Genomic DNA, 19,576 nt, shown 5'->3' with positions numbered 1-19,576 from the left:
CCCCGCTTAGAATTCGACCGTATCCATCTTTGTGGTTCGACATTGTGATTTGATTCTGACTTGATTGAGGATATTGGATATCATTCCATCCGGGTATATATGTAAACAATACTGATATGGTAATGATATAGTAGATATCTATCTGTAATATCATGCGTTTGGTTAGTAACTGATAGTAACCAGTGCGTATCCCGTAATAGCAGACGGGAGCGCGCACGTCACACCGATGGGGTGCATACGTTATTTCGATCAGTTCTATCGCTCTCGTGATTCATCCACGATTGATTCGGTCACGCTGGAGCAACTGGATCACCGTCCCGGTTGGCGGTATTCAACAGAAAACCGCATGACGGAAGCCTGATCGTGAATGCAGAGACGACGAAACGCATATATACGTGCGATCGGCTTGCGAGCAATAAGGACATGTTTGAACGGCTTCGGTCGAAAGTCCTATTCGCGCTGTATCAGGTGCTCATCGTTGCGGGAATCCTGCTGTTACCAGTCGGGATGCTCGCGCAGGCGGTCGGGATTCCGTTTCCGTTCCACCGGGCGCTCGGTCGGGTTGCTCCCTCCCATGAGGAGTAGCGGTGTTCGAAGGGGTGCTTTTATCAGCACACGGCGGGTACCTCGTGGTAATGCGCGAACAACAGTTCACACAGGGCGTGGGGCGTGGATCGGTCCATGACCGGCGCGATTACGAACCACCGATCTACGAGCCGGAGCTCGGATCGTTGCCGGACGTGTCGGAGGCCGACGTAGAGCAGGTCAACAAGACGGGGACGACCACGATCGGCATCACGGCCGAGGACGGCGTCGTCATCGCGACGGATATGCGTGCGAGTCTCGGTGGCCGGTTCGTGTCGAACAAGAACGTTCAGAAGGTCGAACAGATCCACCCACGAGCCGCTATGACGCTCGTCGGCAGCGTCGGCGGCGCCCAGTCGTTCATCCGCAACATTCGCGCGGAAGTGAACCTGTACGAAGTGCGCCGTGACGAAGAGATGTCGATTCACGCGCTCTCGACCATCGCGGGTAACTACGCCCGCGGCGGTCCGTTTTTCGCTATCAATCCCGTTCTCGGCGGCATCGACGAAGAGGGCACACACGTCTACTCCATCGACCCCGCCGGTGGCGTGATGGAAGACGACTACACGGTTACTGGCTCGGGACTCACCGTGGCGTACGGCACGCTCGAACGGGAGTACAGCGACGATCTCTCGATCGAAGAGGCCAAATCCGTCGCTGCGAGCGGCATCAAGGCTGCTGTCGAGCGTGATACTGGCTCGGGCAACGGCGTGTTCCTCGCTGAGATCTCCGAGGACGGCGTTGCGATCCAAGGCCACAAAGAGTTCGACGACGTTCTGTAACCTGCTCCGGACTGTTTTCTGTTGCTCGATCGTGGGGCTAATTGTGTGGTCACAAGGCTCGTTCACTCGGTCTCGGATGACCGACGCTCAAGCGCTTTCGAGTCGCGTCAGTATTTGGCATGATCGCTCGCATGGTTGTCGCTCTGAGGAACTCATCGTCAGTATCGAGCAGCGGAACGAGCTGCTCAACCGCGTCTGCGACCGCGTTCGGTGCGGCCTCAGCGACCGCAGCGATAGCAGCCACGGCGTTCTTTTGGATGATCTGATCGCCGGTTTCGAGCAACGAAACGAGCGGATCGACGGCCGACACCGCCGCATTGGGCGCGTGTTTCGTGATCTCCATGATCGTCCGGACTGCAAGCTCCTGTGTGGTTCGGTCGGCGTCGAGATGCCCCACGAGCACGTCAACCGCGGGGGCGGCAGTTCCCGGTTGGGTCGTTGCGATCGCGGCGGTTGCGCGCGCAGCCTGTTTCTGGATAGCGTGATCGGTGTCGTCAACGAGTGCCGCCAGCGAACAGATCGGTGGCATCGTGTCACCGGCGGGAGCGAGCGCGATCGATTCGAGTGCTCCGACAGCGTGCGTGCGGACGTACGAATCGTCCGCAGTAAGACAGTGTTCCAGCGCGTCTGTGGCTGGCAGTGCCGCCTCCGGATCGTTGTCTGCAATCTGTGCGATCGCGTACACCGCGGTCTTCCGGACGAGTTTCTCGTGACTGTACAGAAAGGAAACGAGGGCGTCAGTAGCCGGAACTGCTGCCGCTGGCGAGCCTTTGGCGATCCAGCCGATACCGATCACCGCCCCGTGCTGGAGATAGACGTTGTCGTCTTCAAGCAGGGTGATCAGTTCGTCCACGGCAGGCATGGCTGACGCGGGCGAACCGTACGCGATCAGCACAGTCGCTTGCACTGCCAGCTCTTTGGCGTACGGATCGTCGTCATTCAACAGGGGAACGAGCGAGTCGATCGCGGTCCCAGCAGCCGTGGGCGCACTCTCAGCGATCACTGCCAACGCAGTCACCGCGAACTTCCGTCCGAGCGTGTCACCGGTCTCAAGCAACCGACCAAGGGTAGCGACGGCGTTCTCACGCTCGGTCTCGACGCGCTGGTCCTCGTTCTCCGGCGGAATCGAGGCGATCGCAGTGAGTGCCTCCACGGTCGTCCGCTGGTCACGGATCTCATCGGCCCCAAAACGGGGAAGCAGCGAGTCGATACCCGGAACCATCGTCGGCGGAAGGTGTTTTGCAACTAACACGACCGATCGGATCGCGGCTTTTTGAACAGGAACCGTTTCGGCGGTGAGGTGAGGGAGGAGCGAGTCGACGACCGGAACCACGGATTCAGGCATGGAGGTGGCGATCTCGGCGGTTGCGTACAGCGCGTTCTCTTTGAGTGTGACCGAGTCGGCGTCGTACAGATCGGCCAACGTGTCGATCGCCGGTACTACTTCCCTCGGTGTCGTCGTGGCGATCTCTGCGAGTGCCTGCACTGCACACTCCTGGACGTACTGTTGGTCTGTCTCTCCGGCGAGTTGGGCCACCAACCGATCCACTGCGGGGGTTGCCCTCTCGGGGTGCTCGCTCGCTAACTCCGCGAGCGCACACGCCCCGTACCGTCGGATCGCCGCCTCGTCTGCGTCCAAGCACATCGAAAGCGGTTCCACGGCAGGAGCCACTGCGGACGGTGAAACGCGAGCGACCTCAGCGGCGATGCTAACGGTTTTCTTCCGGAGAGACGTCCACTCGCTGTCGAGCAGCGGCGTGAGTGCTTCGATCGCGGGGGCGACCGCTCGCGGGGATTCGAGGGCAACATCACAAAGCGCACACGCCGCTTTCCACCGGATGAGACGCTCATCGCTGTCGAGCAGTCGACTGAGCGAGTCGACTGCCGGTACCACGGCGGTCGGGTCCACTTCAGCGACGCTAGCGAGCACGCGCACCGCATTCGTTCGGACGGACATCCGTTCGGCGTCGAGCAACGGAATCATCGCTTGGGCGGCAGGGACCACCGCATCGGGATCATCGACGCTTATTTCAGCGAGCGAGCGCGCGACGAGACCGTCAACGTCGTTGTCCTGCCCGAGCAACGAAATGAGAGGCCTGACTGCGGGTGCTGCTGCCTGTGGAGAGGAAGCAGCGACGACCATGATCGCTGCCGCCACGTACTTTTGAACTACTGGTTGATCCGAATCGAGAAGAAACAACAATGGATCGACTGCCGGCACAGCGGTGTCGGGAACGTCGGACGCGATCTCGACGATCGAGCGCACTGCCAGCTTTCGCCCCACGGATTCGTCGGCGTTCAAAAGCGTCGTGAGCGCGTCGACAGCGGGAACGGCCGGCTGTGTCTCACCTTGGGTGAGCGCTGCAATCGTGCGCGCAGCCTGTTCGCGGACGAACGATTCATCGGTATCGAGGGGGGAAAGCAACGACTCGATGACGGGACCGACTGTTTCCGGGACGTTGCTCGTGATAACGATAATAGCGTGGATGGCAGCCTTCTGTACATTCGTCTCTTTGGCGTTAAGAAGGGAAAACAGCGAATCGTACGCCTCGGTGACATCCGACGGTGACTCCTCTGCGATGGCGACGATGGTATGCACCGCCGCGCTTTTGACGATCTGATCCTCAGCATCGAGCAGCGGAACGATGTCATCGACAGCAGGAACGACCGCCGCCGGCGACGCTTCAGCGATCTCACAGAGCGTACACACCGCGATCTTTTGCTGATAGGTGTCTCCAGTGAGAAACGGTGTGATCTCCTCGACCACGGACGCCACGGATTCCGGAGTAGTGAGCGTGATTCCGGCGAGTACCTCCAGTGCGGCGTTTTGAGCGAACGAACTGTCGCTGTCGAGCAGTGGAATGAGGTGGTCGACGGCTGTTTCGGGCGCTGATGGTGCGTTTTCGATGAGGAGCTTGATCGCGTACTCGGCTCGCACCCGAGTCGTCTGCGTGTCGGCTTCAAGGAGTGACATGAGTGGACCGATGGCAGGGACAGCGGCCGTCGGTGAACTCTCCGCGATCGCAGTGAGTGCCGCTACGATCCTCTGATCGAGATCGGACGACCCCTCGTCCAACAGCGGGATGAGCGCGTCTACGGCGGGAGCGGCGGATCCCGGCGACTGTTTTGCGACCGCTGCGATCGCGTACACTGCTGCCCGACGAACACGCGGAAGATCAGCCTCCAGAAGTTCGATGAGTGCGTCTGTGTGTTCGATGAACTCGTTCGACACCGGTGAAATGTCCACGCGCTCGTCCGCAAAGATCGTGATCACGATGTGGGCGGCCTGTTGTCGGAGGGAAACACTGTTGCTGTCCGCAGTCATCCCGGCGATGATCGTCTCCGCGTGCGTCGCAACGGCGTCCCGGTAACCAGCACTGACGAACAGTCGCAAGCGCGAAGCAGCAATAAGCCGCTCGGGATCCGTTTCTTCAGGATCGGTGTCGAGCAGCTGTGCTGTGTGTCCGGTCTCACTCACGGGCCGTTCCATCTCCGTTTCGCCGTCGAGAACCGAGACGAGGGAGGGAATTTCCGTATCTGCAATATCGTCTGGGTCGGCGTAAATCTGATCGAGGGAGATGTCGAATTCACCGGAGTGGGATTCCGGATCCATACATCCTACTATTAGAGACATGTGATAACCGTTTGGGAAACGGCCCGAACGGAGTAAGCATTGTCGGGAGATGCGTCCATCCGATAACATTTCATGACGCATACTAGAGATGATGTTATCAATATTTTGTCTATATACCAGAAGGCACTTACTGTCATCCATCGTAGTGCAAACGGGGGAGCGGCTGACGTATCACACTCGCATACCCACACTGATATCCCCGGCGCTGTCGTACAGACCGGAGATGGTGTATCCCACCACGTGCTGTTCCCCCATTTTTATCACAGTTTGTCGTGGAGCGTCGTGATCCTATCGAGCAGCGTCTCTGGATCGCGGGCGAGGAGTTTCACGATCGGCTCTTTGCCGTGCGCACCGCCATCAACGACGGCGACGGGTGTCCCAGCGACGGAGTTGAACGCCTGCTGTGCGCCCCACCCCATAGTCGAGTCCTCCACGTCGGCAGTGGGTTCCTCGCTCCGATCGTACGCACCGACAGGCCACTGAAGCGTGTCGAGCGCGGCGTCGGTGTCGTCTCCGAGCCGACAGTTCACACCGAAACGGACGGTGGGATCGTGTTCGCGCAACGAGAGCAGGAATCGGGCCATGTGACTCGACGCACCGAAGCGCACGCCTCGGTTCGGTTGCATCCCATCGATCGTTTTCGTGATCCGACCTTCGACAGCAGCGATTTCGTCGGTCGTCTCTGCGTAGGGCGTGGCTCCGACGACGTTCATCCCGACTTCCGGAACCAATGCCCGAACGTTTTCCGCAGTGAGCGAGTCGACAAGCGCCGCGATTGCTTCTTGTACGGGCTGTCTGGCTGCGCGTTCGCGCAGTGAGACCGCGTGGTGGACGGCTCCCGGTCCTGCCCCCACGTCGTGGTGGTACCGGATCGCCCGTTCGAGGAACGCGGTGGACGCCTCGACTGCTGTGCGGAGATCTCCATCGTCGCCGTCGGACTGCCGTCCGAGGTAGGCAGTGATAGCACTGGAGAGCGTACAGCCCGCACCGTGTGTCGCCACCGTGTCGATCCGCGAGTGGGTGACAGTGTGAACGTGTTCAAGCGTAACAAGCACGTCGCGCACGTCGTCTGTCGGGAGATGGCCTCCAGTGAGGAGGGCAGCGTCACATCCACGGTCAAGCAGTCGCTCGCCAGCGTCGCGCATGTCGCGCTCGTTCTCCGGCTCGATTCCCGTGAGCATCGCCACCTCGTCGGTGTTGGGCGTGACGAGCGTTGCGTGCGCAATAAGATCGTCGTAGGCGTCCATCGCGTTCTCGGCCAGCAGGCGGTCGCCCGACGTTGCGACCATCACCGGATCGACGACGAGCGGGCAGTCGAACGAACGCGCGTGTTCGGCGACGAGGTCGACGGTCTCGGCCGTCGCCAACATCCCTGTTTTGATAGCAGCGATATCGAAATCCGAGCGGATGGCCCGGAGCTGGGCGTCGATTTCCGCTGTGGGGACGGCGAAGGAGGAGTTGACTCCCTGGGTGTTCTGGGCGGTCACCGCCGTGAGGACCGAGGTCCCGAACGTCCCACACGCGGCCATCGTCTTGAGATCGGCTTGAATCCCTGCCCCACCACCGGAATCGCTTCCGGCGATCGTCAGCGTGACTGGCAGGGTAGTCGGCGCGTCCGTTCGGCTCATTCGTTGCTCGCCTCCTCTTTCGCGGCGTACTCCGCCATCGCCGCCCAGAACGGATCCTTTCCGGGGTGGTCGATCGGCTCGCCGTCCACGACGACGCCGCTGTCCTCGACGACGCTGCCGACGACAGCGGCCGGAATACCGTCGGCTTCGAGCGCGCCGAGCACGTCGTCGACGCCGTCGGGGCGCACCGACGCGATGAGTGTGCCCTCACTGATCGCTGACCACGGATCGATATCGAAGAAGGCACACGTCTCCTCGACGCCCGGAGCCACCGGAATAGCGCTCCGATCGACATCGAGTCCGACGCCCGCTGCACGCGCGAATTCGTACAGTCCGCCGTACACGCCGCACTCGGTCGCGTCGTGCATCGCGGTCACCGGTCCCGCGTCAGCCGCCGTCAGCGCGTCACGGACGGGACTCATGTCGTAAAACCGCTCGTTCGCCTTGTCAACGGTCGTTTCGTCCAGCTCCGCGCGCATCCGCGACTCGAACTGGACCGATAGCAGTCCCGTCGCTTCGATAGCGGGACCGTTGGTGATCACGACGCGGTCACCGACCTGCGCGCCGTCAGGGCGGATCACGTCGTCGTGATCACCGACTGCGACAGTCGTTCCGCCGCCGATCATCGGGTAGTTACAGCCCTCATACCGAGCGGTGTGACCGGTGACGACGCTCACTCCCAACTCGGTCGCCTCGGCGTCCATCGTCGTCCATACCGTCTCAAACGCCTCATCAGTGATGTCGGACGGGAGGTTAAAATCGATGCTCAGATGGCTCGGTGGGAGTCCCGAGACCGCTACGTCGCTCATGAGGATGTGAAACGCGAACCACGCCGCGCGCTCCATGCCCAGCGACGGCATGATGAAGACGGGATCAGTCGCCATGACGACAGCCGTCCCATCAACGTCGATCACTCCGAAATCCACCCCGTGGTCGGGCCAGAGCGTCACGTCCTCGCGCTCAGCTCCGAGGTTCGGCTGGATGTACGCGTCGAAAAACGACCGATCGATCTTTCCAAACTCGGCCATACCCGGTTGTATGACCGAGTGGTATTAGGTGGGACGGTTTGACGGGTGGCTCAGCTCCGGAGCCGACTCACGAGTTGTTTGAACACGCCGAGATTCAGATCGAACCGTTCTTCGAAGTCCAACAGGAGTTCGACCTCTTGTGGTTCGATCGCAACACGGACGACGACGATGAGGTACACCAGACCGAACACGACGACCGTTCCGAGGAAGACGGACACTGTCACCGTAAACAGGGTTTGGACGATCCCGTACAGAACTGCAATCGTCGTCGTGCCGAGGAGTGCGGTTCGGAGGAGTGCCGGTGTGAGCGGCTGAATGCCGGTTTCGAAGTACAGTTGGAGACTGTACAGGACGTTCATCAGGACGTACGCGATCGTGGTTGCGATCGCCGCGCCGAGAAATGAATACCGGGGGATCAACAGGAGATTGAGACCGACGTTAAGAAGCGCGACGAACGTGTCATCGTACATGATGAGCCGCGTTCGGCCGATCGACGTGAGCAGATCGAAGTTGGGACCGGCGATCGCGTGCGTGAAAAACGCGCCGGCAAGCACGACGAGTGCGAGTGAGCCGTCCGCGTACGCCGGACCGAACGTGAGGCTGATTGCGTGTGTTGGAAAGAGCACGATGACGGCGAACACTGGAAACGACGCGAGGAAGATCCACTTCGAAGTGGTCTGGTAGAGCTGTCGCACGGTGCCGTGCTCGCCGCGTTCGTGGAGTTTGGAGACGACGGGCATCACGATGAATCCGAACGAACTCATCGGAACGGCGAGCAGATGGGCGAGCGGATACACCGTGTTGTAGATACCGACGTCGCCTGTCGAAGAGAAGTACCCGAGCATGAACGTGTCAATATCAGAGAACACGAACGTCATCGCTGTGGAGATCACTAACGGCGCGGAGAACGCCAACAGTTCCCGACGCACAGGCGTGGCCGGAGATCCCCACGCGAACAGATCGGTGTCTCGCCACAGGAAGTAGAGACCGACACCCATCGCTCCCGTATAGGCGATCGCGTAGGCCCACGCCACCCCGAGCGCGTCGAACCCGAGCCACAGAACGACGATCACCGCCGTGAACCGCACGACTGGCAGCACGATGTTCCGGATGGACACCTTCGGAAACACCTGCTGTAGTCCGCGACTGGTTCCGATGGCGAGTTTCATCACGGCAGCGAGCGGGATCACCAGCCCGAACACGCGGAGAACCGGCGTCACTGCGGGATCACTGAATCCGGCAGTGGCGATTACCGGTGCGAACACATAGACAAGGCCACCGGCAGCGACGGCAAGGGGCACCGCAGTCTGGAACGCCGATACCACCACCCCCCTACGGTCGGCGGTACCCTCGAACCGGGGGAGATACCGACCAACCCCCGTGTGCAACCCGAGCAACACGAGCGTCGAGACGACGACCATCGTGGTGACGCCCAGCGAAACCACGCCGTAGTTGACCGGACCGAGGACGCGGGCGATGAGGAGTTTGGCGAGAAAGGAGATCCCAAGCTCCAGAACCACACCGAGTAGTACGATCCCCCCACCAGAAGCCACCCGTGTGAGCGCATCGTCCGAATCCGAAGACACGACCGTCGATAGGCACCACCCTGTGGTAGTCGTTGTGGATCCGTTGCGATCAGGTGAACCGGTGGTCGTTTCACGACGAACAGCCCATACCCGAGCAATGCCACGGATCGCCTTGCTCCACGCCCAACAGGATTTTGCGGCGGCGCTCGCGGCGACCGCCGAGCGACTCGATCCCGCCTACGAGATTGATGTGCTCTCACAATCACGATCGGTTCCGAGCCGCGTGGCCCGGACGCTGTCTGGTCGGTACGATCTGCTCCAAGCCGACGAGACGGTACGGAACGGACTGCTGGGCCTGCTCACGAAACGAGTGTACGGAACGCCGTTGGTGGTCTGCATCCGAGGGTGGGATGATTACACGAACGCACACGGCCAGCACAGCTGGATCGAACACCAGTCGATCAAACACCGCACGAGGCAGGTGATTGGCAATGCGGACTGTACCTTGTTTGTGAGCCGGACCTGTCGGGAAGCGATGCGTCGGCACTACGCCATCGGTCCGAATCGGGTGGTCGATCGACCGTTCGACGTAGCGCGATTTCGTAACACCACGTCCGCAGACGATTCGGAGACGACGATACTGACAGTTACGAATCTTAGATATCCACAGAAAGCTAGGGGCGTTACGACGATTCTAGCAGGGTTGCGCGCCGTCTTTGAGACGATCGACGATCTCCGGTACGTGATCGCTGGCGACGGACAGGAGTTCGACACGGTCGCTGATTTCGTCGCGTCGTACCCTCACCGCGATCGTGTCGAGCTGCTGGGACACCGGGACGACGTTCCGCAACTGCTCGGGAGCGCCGATCTGTTCGTCTACGTCAGCTACCTCGACGCGCTGCCGATGGCCGTCCTCGAAGCAGAGGCCGCTGGGTTACCGGTCGTCTGTGGGGCGACAGGCGGTCCCGCCGAGGCGGTCGGAACCGCGGGACAGCTCTGTCCGCCGACGCCGGCCGGAATCGAAGACGCTGTGAGTGAACTGCTCTCAGAGCCACGCCACCGAGCCGCCCGTTCGATCGCGAGTAGGGAGCGGATGACTGACTACACCGAGCGTGCGGCCCAGCAGTATCTCGACGCGTGGGACGATCTCCTGAACCGATGAATCGGTCGACATTACGCCGTGATCACCGTTTCGAGTGCGTTCGCGTAGTCGTCAGCGACGGTCTCCACGTCGAACTGTCGGACGAACGTCTGCAGCGCCCCTGATCGGGGAGTATCAGCGGCGGACTGAACAGCGCGCGCGATGTCCGCCGGCGTGGGTTCACAGAAGGTAACCAGCCCATCCAGACGCGACTCCGCTCGTCCAGCAAGCTGGACGACTGGCAGGCCAGCAGCCCCGTATTCGAGCACCTTCAGCGTGTGTGGATCGTCGACCAGACAGACGCCGACATCGGCGGCGTGGAGATAGCCCGGTACGTCTTCGTGGGGAACGGTGCCGAGATACACGACGTTCGACCGTTCGGTTGCCGCGCGTCGAACCTCGGGTTCGAGCGAACCGGTTCCGAGCACGACGAGCGTCCATGCCGGCAGCGACGACATCGCGTCGAGTAACGCAGAGATGTGGTAGATGGGTTCGAGACCACCGACGTAGATGAGGGTTCGCTCCGCGTCGAGCGACGAAAGCCGCTCATGAGCGACTGCGACGCGCTCTTGGGACGGATCAGCAAAGCGATCGTAATCGACCGGAAGATCGGTGTTCGAAACCGATTCAGACGATCGACGCACCCGCTCGCGCTCCTCGCTGTACACGTACAGCACATGGGCGGCGACGGCGAACGCAACCCGTTCGAGCCACCGTACGGGAACGGCTACCCACCACGGATGGGTGGTCTCAAACTGTTCGATCGGATCAACGTGGTCGACGACGAGTGGCGGCCCACCGAGAGCCGACAGAAACATCCCTGCCACGGCACCCGCTCGCGTCGTTCCGATCACCGCGTCGTACCGCTTCCGGTGGCCTACTGCCGACCGCACTGTCCCGAGCGTCGTCCCACACACCGTTACCCGGTAGCCATCCGCTTCGAGACGCTGCGCGATCCGACGACGACCGACACTGATATGTTCGGGCTTGTCTGGAGTGAACCAAAGCACTCGTGCCCTACTTTCGTCCCCCATCATCACTCGCGTCGAGCGCAGGTAAGGAAAACCCGCCGATAGCTCGAAGCCGTTTCACACCCGCAGTGATAGCATCAATCCCGCTCTAGAAGGGTCGTAAAATTCTACCAACGGACATGGAATAGGAGTTAATAGGTTGGAGAGCTATCGAATAATGAAACGCATGGCCACACCAGGGGTACTTCGTCTGTTGGAGACGTTGGCAGACGGGACAGTCGAGGAGTTTTCACCAGTAATCAACGAGGAGGGGGAGGTGAGCTATCCGGACGTGGAGCAACACCTCGACGCGAATGATCCAGATGCCTATTCAGTGTTAGAATCGCTGGCGCGACGAGACATACTGTATCGAGAGTTTCGAGAGAAAGCCTACGTCTGCCCCGAGTGTGGGCGCGACGGGATGCGGTATACGACCGTCTGCGCAGAGTGCGGTTCACAGAACACGATCGAGCAGGAACTGTACAAACACGTCGAGTGCGGTTGTCTTGCGCCAGAAGAGCAGTTTCGGGTGGGCGAGGGCGAATACGCCTGTCCGGACTGTCAGCTCGCCGTCCGTCCGGAACAGATGGAAGTGTTACAGCAACACGTTTGTCAGACGTGTGGCGAGTCTGCGGCCGGTTCAGTGGGAGCGCTCCGGTGTCGGGAGTGTCTGTCGGTGTGCGAGCCACACAAAGCGATCGAGTGGGTGCTTTACAGCTACGGCTTCGAACAGTACGGACGGCAATGGCTCACGACACAACTGTCGGCACGTCAGGCACTGGCGGAGATGCTCGACGAGCGAGGATTCACGGTGGAAGTGGACGCGTACATTCGAAACGACAGCACGGAGACGCCGGTCCATCTGTACGGAGAGGACGACCTGTTGGGCGACCGCGTCATTGGTGCCGTTCACGAACGACCGGAGCAAGAAGACGTTGAGCGGCTCCACACGGCCGCAGCGGCGGTAGATGCCAGATCCGTACTCGTCTCGACATCTGGAACGGTCACCAAACAAGCCGAAGAACTCGCCCAGAACCACGACATCGGACTGTTGAGCTACCAACAGGATGGCTCTCTGGAGCGGGAGTACACCACGGCGACGCGCACCGAACACTCATCTTCTATGCTTCAGCGTCTCACATCCAGCGTCCGACGGCAGCTCAACTGATCGCTCACCGACTTGCGATCGCAGCCGTGATACCGCCGCCGACGATCGTCGGAAACAGATAGACCGCAGCCCGGTGGATGAGAACCGCAGCCACAATAGTCGGTTGGTTGATTGTAACGAGCGCGCTAATGACTCCGATGAGCACGAGGTCAACACCACCGAGTCCGCCGGGAAGGGGTGTGACGCCAGCGATCGCGCCGAGCGGGACAGCGATGAGCACAACGCTCAGAGAAACGGAGTGGTCGAGTGCGAACAGCGACAGCCACAGACAGGCGGCTTGGGCAAGCCAGCCGAGTGCGGACAGGCCGAGTGCGAGCGCCAGTTTCCGGGGGGTCGAGCCGACGCGCTCGATGGCGGTGAAAAACCCCTCGATGCGGCGCTCGATCGCCGCTTGTCCGAGCGGTTCGCGCCGTAGCAGCGTGTGCCGGACGAACCGCACGACCGGCGTGAGAGCGCCGACAGTAGCGCGTTCGAGTCGATATCGATGCTGCCACCCCAGATAGAACCCCATCGGAACCAGCAGCGCCAGCACGACTACCGTGCCTGCGGCGTACCGGAGATCTCCGACGAACGTCGTGGTCACGAAGAAATAGCCCACGCCACACACCGCAAGGACGATCGACGGAATGAAATTGAGCGCATCAACGCTTGCAATGGCCGCAAGCCCCGTTTCGTAGCGTCGATCAGTGGCTCGCGAGATCAACAGCCCGCTGATCGGTTCTCCACCCGCCTGCCCGAACGGCGTTACGTTGTTCGCAAACAGGACGCCCGAGAAGATCGCTGTCGCCTTCAATGGCGAAATCGTCGAGCCGAGCACTCCGAGCACGGTTCGGAGCGCTAACCCCCACGAAACGATCCAACAGACCGCACCCACAAACACGAGCACAAGAACCCCGGTGTCGGCCATCGAGAGCTTCGAGACGGTCTGGTTGATACCGACGAACCAGTATATCGCTGCGAGCACAAGCAGTGAACCAACGAATCCAGCGATGATCGACCGGGCGTTCTCCCTGAGCATACGACTATACAGATCCAGACCACACCAATGAACATCTCGGTCTCTAGTCCCTCTTCACGCCTCGCTCGAACAAGTGAGGATCCAGTGTAATAGTACCACACTTTACGTTTCTCTGTCTCTACCGTCGAAATAAGGAAGGTGCTGACACTGGTCGATCTCTGGTATGGAGCCGAAACGTTTGTTGCCCAGTCGCGGACGCCCCGATCCGTCGTCGGAGCCCGTTGACCGCCGCCCGCGCATGGTTTTACTCGGAACGATCATTCTCCTCTGTGCGGTCGTCGTCGTTCTCGGAGCTGTTAGTGGTGAGCGATCACCCTCACCGCCGGGAGAGGCGAACGCGTCCCTTGGCAACACCGACACTGACATCGGCTACGCCTTTGACAACGACACGACCGGGATACTGTCGCCTGGAAACACGCTGATCACTATCCAGACACACGACTGGTTCGGTTCGAACAGCGGCGCGGCGCGGATCGTCGCTCCGAACGGGACGACGGTGTGGACGTACGATCAGCCGAATTCCCGGGTGTTCGACGGGGAGGTGACGGACAACGATACGGTGCTCATGTCGGTTGCGACAGAAGTGACCGGTGATGACTGTCCAGAAGCCTACCGATCCGGTGCCGAGGAAAGCTGTGTTCACAACCGCGTCGTCGAGTTGGATCCAGCGGACAACACCGTCGTGTGGGAGTACGACTGGTACGACGCGTTCATCGCTCATCACGAAGTCCACGACGCGGATCGACTCGACGACGGCCAGACAGCGATCATCGATATGGGGAACAGTCGTGCGTTCACGGTCGATCAGGACGGTGACATCACGTGGTCGTGGAACGCAACTGATCATCTCAGTGCTGGAAGCGCGTTCCAAGAACAGTATGGGGGACCGCCTCAGGAGCATCCGGAGGCGGATTGGACCCACATGAACGACATCGACAAGCGTCCGAACGGCAATTTCCAACTCTCGATACGGAACTTCGACGCAGTACTCGAAGTCGATCCCCGAACGAACGACATCGTAGATGTTATCGGCAAGCCCGGCAACACCGATCTTCTCAACCAGCAACACAATCCCCAGCGCCTCGACAACGATACGATGCTCGTCGCTGACAGCGAGAACAACCGCGTGATTGAACTCGATACTGACACCGAAGAGATTCACTGGCTGTACGACGGACCGGCCGATCGCGGACTCCAATGGCCACGGGACGCAGATCGGCTCCCGAACGGAAACACCCTCGTCACTGATTCTCGGAACTTCCGCGTCCTCGAAATCAACCCCAACGGAACGATCGTGTGGCGATATTCACTCCGCGACAGCCGTGGGATCGTATACGAGGCCGATCGGCTCGGCGTTCCGGAAGAATCGGTCAGGGATCTCACGCACCGAAACAACACCACTATCGATCGGACACACCCGCTCATCAACCGGATCCAGTCGCTCGAATCGTGGGCAGGCTTCGTCTTTCCGGGGTGGGTACGGCTGGAGGAACTGATCGCAATCCTGTGTGGCAGTCTCGCCAGTCTCGGGTTGCTCTGGCAGTTCGTTATCGGGTGGCTCCGGGGCGATCGGCTGTATTAGAAACGAGCAGTGGAAGGTGATCGTCGTTCGACGCGTTCAGGCGTCCGGATCGGACGCCGCTCGTTGGGTCCGAACGGCGGCAACGTTCTCTTTCACGTCGTGAACGCGGACGATGTCTGCGCCGCGTTCGGCCGCGATGGCGGTCGCGGCAACGGTCGCATGGAGTCGCTCCCCGGCAGCGCGGTCGACGCGGTCGTACATCGATTTGTGGGAGTGGCCGACGAGCACGGGACAGCCGAGCGCGTGGAATTCCCCGACGCGACCGAGGAGTTCGAAGCTTTCTGTTGCCGATGTCCCGAACCCGATCCCGGGATCGACGATAATCTGGTCACGGTCAAGCCCGGCTTTTTCCGCGAGCAGTACGCGCTCAGCGAGTTCGTCGATCGTGTCCGAGACCACGTCGTCGTACGTCACATCGGTTTCAGGATCGACCGGTGCCTCGATACTGTGCATAACGACAGTCGGCACGTTGTAGTCGGCCGCCACATGACGCATATCGGGATCGGCCAGTCCCGAAACGTCGTTGAGTATGTCCGCGCCGGCTTCGAGTGCTGCACGCGCCACCGCTGCCTTGCGCGTGTCAACCGACACCAGTGCGTTGCGATCAGCGAGTCGCTCAATCACCGGAACGACGCGTTCGATTTCGGTCTCAGTCGGAACGGGATCCGCGCCGGGGCGAGTGCTCTCCCCACCGATATCAAGGATATCCGCCCCGTCCTCGATTAGCTCCTCAGCACGGGCGACAGCAGCCTCGACTGTGTCGTACGCACCACCGTCGTGGAAGCTGTCTGGAGTGACGTTGACGATTCCCATCACCGCCACTCGGTCATCCCACGGATACCCATGTTTCTCGGGGGCGGTCCCGATGTCGAGCGTCTGTTTGAGATCGTCCCCGACTACTGCCAGTCCGTGGGGCTGTCCGTCGAGTTTCTCGATGAGTCGCTTGAACTGCGCGAGCGTCCCCATCGCAACCACGTCCAAATACCGTGGTTCGTGCGTGTGCGAGGAACAGCCCGAGATCGCACACTCACCGCCGAGACTGAGTAACTCCTCTTTGAGAAACCGGGCCTGACGCGGCTGCAGCCGTAGCTTCACGACTCGGTGGACGCCTTTGCCTCGCATTCGCCAGACGCCGGCCTGTGTGACATCCGCTTCGGTGAGCGCAGCGCGTGCGTCTGCGATGCTGGAGACGCGCTTTGGCGTTTGGGTTCCCACCCACCGCTGGCGGGCTTCCGATACGGTGTACAGCGATCCCACCACGAGTACGCAGTCCTCGGGAGCAGCGGCGTCAAGCGCGGATTCAACCGCGGAAACGACCGATCGAACAACGCGGGTGCTATCGGTATCAAACGCACGGACGAGCGCGTCGGCGTCCTCCGCGCGATCGATCGACGGCTCGCAGGCGTACACCGTCGCCGCCTCCGGGAGCGTCTCGGCCATTCCCCTGTGGTCCTTATCACTCAGCGCCCCGAACACGAGATGAAGCTCGTCGTAGTCGAACGAGTCGAGCGTCTCGGCCGTCGTCGCACAGCTCCCGGGATTGTGCGCCCCGTCTAACACGAGGAGTGGCTCCTGACTCATGATCTCGAACCGTCCCGGCCAGTACGCTGTTTCCAGTCCGCGAACGATCGCCTGCTCGGTGACGTCGGCCACCTGCCGACACAGTGCTGCGGCAATCCCGGCGTTCACTGCCTGATGCGCGCCAAGCTGGGGCAACGACGCCGCAACCGACCAGTCTGATCCGGTGAGCGTCACGGTTCCGGTCAGTCCATCCCGTCCCTCATACCGCGCCTGAACATCGGTGTCGCTTCCTGAGCCGACGGTGTGGACCTCGCCCGCGACCGACCGTATCGCCGCTAGTGTTTCCTCCGATTCACCGGTTACGAGGGGCAACTCACCAGCGACGTGGGCCTTGTCACGGGCGATTTCCGCCCGCGTGTCACCGAGCAGCGCTGTGTGTTCGAGCGTCACCGACGTGACGGCACTGGTCAGGGGATCGACGACGCTCGTCGCGTCGTGGTGGCCACCGATACCAACCTCCAATACGGCGATGTCCACGTCTTGGCGGGCGAATTCCCATAACGCCAGCGCCGTCTGTGTCTCAAAAAACGTCGGTGCCGCTCCTTGGCTTGAAGCATCGAGGACGTATTCGCGGATCTCCGAAACGAACGCCGTAACCGCCTGTTTTCTGATCTTGCGACCGTTCACCCGGACCCGCTCTCGCACGTCGGTGAGGTGCGGCGACGTGAACAGACCGACCGAAAGACCGGCTTCCCGGAGCACTCGCTCGACCATCCGTGCGGTGCTCCCCTTCCCGTTCGATCCCGCGATCTGTACGCACGTGAGTTCCTCGTGGGGATCGTCCATCGCGGCCAACAGCGCCCGGGTCGCCTCCGTACCCTTGCGTGATGGGTATCGCTTGAGGTCGAACAGGAAGTTCGCGGCCTCGTAATACTCCATACAGATCGTTTCCAGACCGGCCGCTTTACGTTGTCGAACTCTTCAGCGATCTCAGAACGGTCGGAACGGTTGTGTGATCCATTTTCCATAGATTGAAACCGACAACCACCCAAATCGCCACTACGTGTATGCTGCAGGTTTTACGTGATCATATCATCGAGGATATGACGACGATACTCGAAGAGTGGGGGTGTGCAGCGGCGACGACGACCGACCCGATCGAAATCAACGAGTACACCGACGCGGGAAAGGGACTTTTGGCGACGCCCATCGCGTTCCAGTTGGCGTCTGAACTCGGTCGACCGCCAGCCGATATTGCGGCGGATCTCGCTGACGCGTTCCGAGACCGAGGACCGATCGAGGGAATCGACACCATCGAGACCGCTGGCGGGTACATCAATTTCCACATCGACGAGACGTTCACGACGCAGACGCTCGAACGGATCCTTGACGAAGGCTCCGAATACGGTGTTGTTGAGGGCACGGGCACGTCGGCTCTGTTTGAATTTTCCTCTCCGAACATCGCCAAGCCGTTACACATCGGACATCTCCGGAACACGGTACTTGGTGACGTACTTGGGAACGTGCTCGCGGCGCGGGGCTACGATCTCGTCCGGGACAACCACATCGGTGACTGGGGCGTGCAGTTCGGACATCTCCTCTATGAATTCGAACAGGCAGAGGACACCGAGCGGTTCGAAGCGGAACCGATCGACTACCTTTTGGAACTGTACCAGCGGTACGGCCGGCACGAAACTGAACTCGAAGAATCGGGCCGCGAAGCGGACGTAGAACAGTTGCGTGATACGGGCCGGGAGTATTTCGCAGCACTCGAATCGGGGGACGCGGAACTACGTGCGTTGTGGGAGCGGTTTTCTGACGCGAGTCGGAGTCGGTTCGACGCCACGTACGATCGACTCGGTGTCGATTTTGACACGTGGCACGGCGAGAGCTTCTACGTGACTGAGAGCTGGACGAGCCAGATCAGAGAGACTGCGATCGACAATGGGATCGCCATCGAGACCGATGACGGTGCGTACGTCGTTCCGATCTACGACGACGACCTCACGAACGTCGAGGATCCCGAACAGGCCGACGTTCGTACCGATGCGGACATCGATCTCGACGAAGACGATGGTGACTACGAGGCGTTCGTGATCACCAAACGCGACGGCACGACGACGTACGGCACGCGGGATCTCGCCACGATCGCGTACCGCGTCGAGCAGGGGTACGACGAGCTGTTGTACGTGGTCGGCAGCGAGCAGCGCGAGTATTTCCAGCAGCTGTTCGCTGCGGCCAGGAAGCTCGGCTACACCGATATTCAGTTCACGCACGTCGACTACGGCCTGATCGACCTGCCCGAGGGGAGCATGTCGACCCGCGCGGGACGGCTCATTACTGCCGAAGACGTGCTCGACCGGGTGCGCGAGAACGCGCGGTCGGTGGTCGAGGAGAACGATCTCACGCTCGATGAGGAAACGGCCGACGAGATCGCCGACGGCGTTGCGCTTGGCACCGTTCGGTTCGAGAACATCGCCAAACGCCGGACGAAAAACACGACGTTCGACACCGAGCAGGCGACGTCGCTCGAAGGTGATACCGGCCCGTACGTCCAGTATGCGGCGACGCGCGCGTGGAACATCTTACATGAAGCCGATACCGACGTGTCCGAACCCAGCGCGGTCGCAGACCAGCCGTTTAACGAGTTCGACCACCAGCTCGCTGTCCGGTTGGCGCGCTATCCCCTCGTTTTGGAACGCTGTGAGGAACGGTACGATCCCGCACCGCTGGCACAGTATCTACTGGATCTAGCGCGGACGTTCAACAAGTTCTACCACGAGAACCGAGTGCTCGACGCAGAACAGTCCCGAGAACGCCGGCTCGTGCTTGTGGCGGCCACCGTCGAGATGTTCGAAACCGCGTTCGAAATCACCGGAATTCCAATGTTGAAGCGGATGTGATCGTAGCTTTGTCGGCGATCGGTTCGTGTCGGCAAACGGGAACAAATCAG

13 protein-coding genes are annotated in these 19,576 nt (G+C 60.8%); 6 read left to right on the top strand and 7 right to left on the bottom strand.

The genetic code is table 11. The features are described from left to right. Window positions 1–363: 363 nt before the first annotated feature. On the top strand, window positions 364–585 hold the full coding sequence (locus EIK79_RS10520; RefSeq protein WP_124955079.1) for a hypothetical protein: 222 nt from the start codon (window positions 364–366) through the stop codon (window positions 583–585). Between the two features lie 50 nt (window positions 586–635). Further along, window positions 636–1,367, top strand: coding sequence for an archaeal proteasome endopeptidase complex subunit beta (gene psmB, locus EIK79_RS10515; protein ID WP_124955078.1), 732 nt, complete (start codon window positions 636–638; stop codon window positions 1,365–1,367). A 49-nt stretch (window positions 1,368–1,416) separates the two neighbouring features. Here psmB and EIK79_RS10510 read toward each other — a convergent pair whose 3' ends face one another. The 4 genes from EIK79_RS10510 to EIK79_RS10495 form a co-directional block, all read right to left on the bottom strand. Continuing rightward, the gene (locus EIK79_RS10510) at window positions 1,417–4,980 is read right to left on the bottom strand and encodes a HEAT repeat domain-containing protein (RefSeq protein ID WP_185715587.1); all 3,564 of its coding nucleotides are present in this window, start codon (window positions 4,978–4,980) and stop codon (window positions 1,417–1,419) included. 281 nt (window positions 4,981–5,261) lie between these two features. Next, on the bottom strand, window positions 5,262–6,629 hold the full coding sequence (gene thiD / locus EIK79_RS10505) for a bifunctional hydroxymethylpyrimidine kinase/phosphomethylpyrimidine kinase (protein ID WP_124955076.1): 1,368 nt from the start codon (window positions 6,627–6,629) through the stop codon (window positions 5,262–5,264). Further along, window positions 6,626–7,657 (bottom strand): AIR synthase family protein, encoded by a 1,032-nt coding sequence (locus EIK79_RS10500; protein WP_124955075.1) that lies wholly within the window; start codon window positions 7,655–7,657, stop codon window positions 6,626–6,628. The genes thiD and EIK79_RS10500 overlap by 4 nt, the downstream gene beginning before the upstream one ends. A 50-nt stretch (window positions 7,658–7,707) precedes the next feature. Then, window positions 7,708–9,243 (bottom strand): flippase, encoded by a 1,536-nt coding sequence (locus EIK79_RS10495; RefSeq protein WP_124955074.1) that lies wholly within the window; start codon window positions 9,241–9,243, stop codon window positions 7,708–7,710. On the opposite strand from EIK79_RS10495, the gene EIK79_RS10490 reads away from it, so the two are divergent. Further along, window positions 9,134–10,345 (top strand): glycosyltransferase family 4 protein, encoded by a 1,212-nt coding sequence (locus EIK79_RS10490; RefSeq protein ID WP_124955073.1) that lies wholly within the window; start codon window positions 9,134–9,136, stop codon window positions 10,343–10,345. The genes EIK79_RS10495 and EIK79_RS10490 overlap by 110 nt on opposite strands. An 11-nt stretch (window positions 10,346–10,356) precedes the next feature. On the opposite strand, the gene EIK79_RS10485 is transcribed toward EIK79_RS10490, so the two are convergent. Beyond that, the gene (locus tag EIK79_RS10485) at window positions 10,357–11,358 is read right to left on the bottom strand and encodes a glycosyltransferase (RefSeq protein WP_233738092.1); all 1,002 of its coding nucleotides are present in this window, start codon (window positions 11,356–11,358) and stop codon (window positions 10,357–10,359) included. 154 nt (window positions 11,359–11,512) lie between these two features. Between EIK79_RS10485 and EIK79_RS10480 the strand changes: the two genes are divergently transcribed. Then, the gene (locus EIK79_RS10480; protein WP_124955071.1) at window positions 11,513–12,502 is read left to right on the top strand and encodes a TackOD1 domain-containing metal-binding protein; all 990 of its coding nucleotides are present in this window, start codon (window positions 11,513–11,515) and stop codon (window positions 12,500–12,502) included. A 4-nt stretch (window positions 12,503–12,506) separates the two neighbouring features. On the opposite strand, the gene EIK79_RS10475 is transcribed toward EIK79_RS10480, so the two are convergent. Next, entirely contained in the window at window positions 12,507–13,520 is a 1,014-nt protein-coding gene (locus EIK79_RS10475) for a lysylphosphatidylglycerol synthase transmembrane domain-containing protein (RefSeq protein WP_124955070.1), read from the bottom strand. 163 nt (window positions 13,521–13,683) lie between these two features. Here EIK79_RS10475 and EIK79_RS10470 point away from each other — a divergent pair, with 163 nt between their 5' ends. Then, entirely contained in the window at window positions 13,684–15,102 is a 1,419-nt protein-coding gene (locus tag EIK79_RS10470) for an aryl-sulfate sulfotransferase (protein WP_124955069.1), read from the top strand. Between the two features lie 36 nt (window positions 15,103–15,138). Here EIK79_RS10470 and folP read toward each other — a convergent pair whose 3' ends face one another. Further along, a complete protein-coding gene (gene folP, locus EIK79_RS10465) occupies window positions 15,139–17,562 on the bottom strand; it encodes a dihydropteroate synthase (RefSeq protein ID WP_124955068.1) in 2,424 nt (807 codons plus the stop codon). A gap of 128 nt (window positions 17,563–17,690) precedes the next feature. Here folP and argS point away from each other — a divergent pair, with 128 nt between their 5' ends. Continuing rightward, on the top strand, window positions 17,691–19,526 hold the full coding sequence (argS, locus tag EIK79_RS10460) for an arginine--tRNA ligase (protein WP_124955067.1): 1,836 nt from the start codon (window positions 17,691–17,693) through the stop codon (window positions 19,524–19,526). Window positions 19,527–19,576 lie beyond the last annotated feature (50 nt).

It is taken from the genome of Halocatena pleomorpha (assembly GCF_003862495.1).
Taxonomy (GTDB): domain Archaea; phylum Halobacteriota; class Halobacteria; order Halobacteriales; family Haloarculaceae; genus Halocatena; species Halocatena pleomorpha.
This window is presented reverse-complemented; position numbering and strand designations above follow the sequence as displayed.

Bases quoted from the DNA above. Each gene is read 5' to 3' on its own strand.
- EIK79_RS10490 (WP_124955073.1), top strand. From the start codon at position 9,134: ATGAGGAGTTTGGCGAGAAAGGAGATCCCAAGCTCCAGAACCACACCG.
- EIK79_RS10480 (WP_124955071.1), top strand. From the start codon at position 11,513: ATGAAACGCATGGCCACACCAGGGGTACTTCGTCTGTTGGAGACGTTG.
- EIK79_RS10475 (WP_124955070.1), bottom strand. From the start codon at position 13,520: ATGCTCAGGGAGAACGCCCGGTCGATCATCGCTGGATTCGTTGGTTCA.
- EIK79_RS10485 (WP_233738092.1), bottom strand. From the start codon at position 11,358: ATGGGGGACGAAAGTAGGGCACGAGTGCTTTGGTTCACTCCAGACAAG.
- EIK79_RS10500 (WP_124955075.1), bottom strand. From the start codon at position 7,657: ATGGCCGAGTTTGGAAAGATCGATCGGTCGTTTTTCGACGCGTACATC.
- folP (WP_124955068.1), bottom strand. From the start codon at position 17,562: ATGGAGTATTACGAGGCCGCGAACTTCCTGTTCGACCTCAAGCGATAC.
- EIK79_RS10510 (WP_185715587.1), bottom strand. From the start codon at position 4,980: ATGGATCCGGAATCCCACTCCGGTGAATTCGACATCTCCCTCGATCAG.
- thiD (WP_124955076.1), bottom strand. From the start codon at position 6,629: ATGAGCCGAACGGACGCGCCGACTACCCTGCCAGTCACGCTGACGATC.
- EIK79_RS10470 (WP_124955069.1), top strand. From the start codon at position 13,684: ATGGAGCCGAAACGTTTGTTGCCCAGTCGCGGACGCCCCGATCCGTCG.
- argS (WP_124955067.1), top strand. From the start codon at position 17,691: ATGCTGCAGGTTTTACGTGATCATATCATCGAGGATATGACGACGATA.
- psmB (WP_124955078.1), top strand. From the start codon at position 636: ATGCGCGAACAACAGTTCACACAGGGCGTGGGGCGTGGATCGGTCCAT.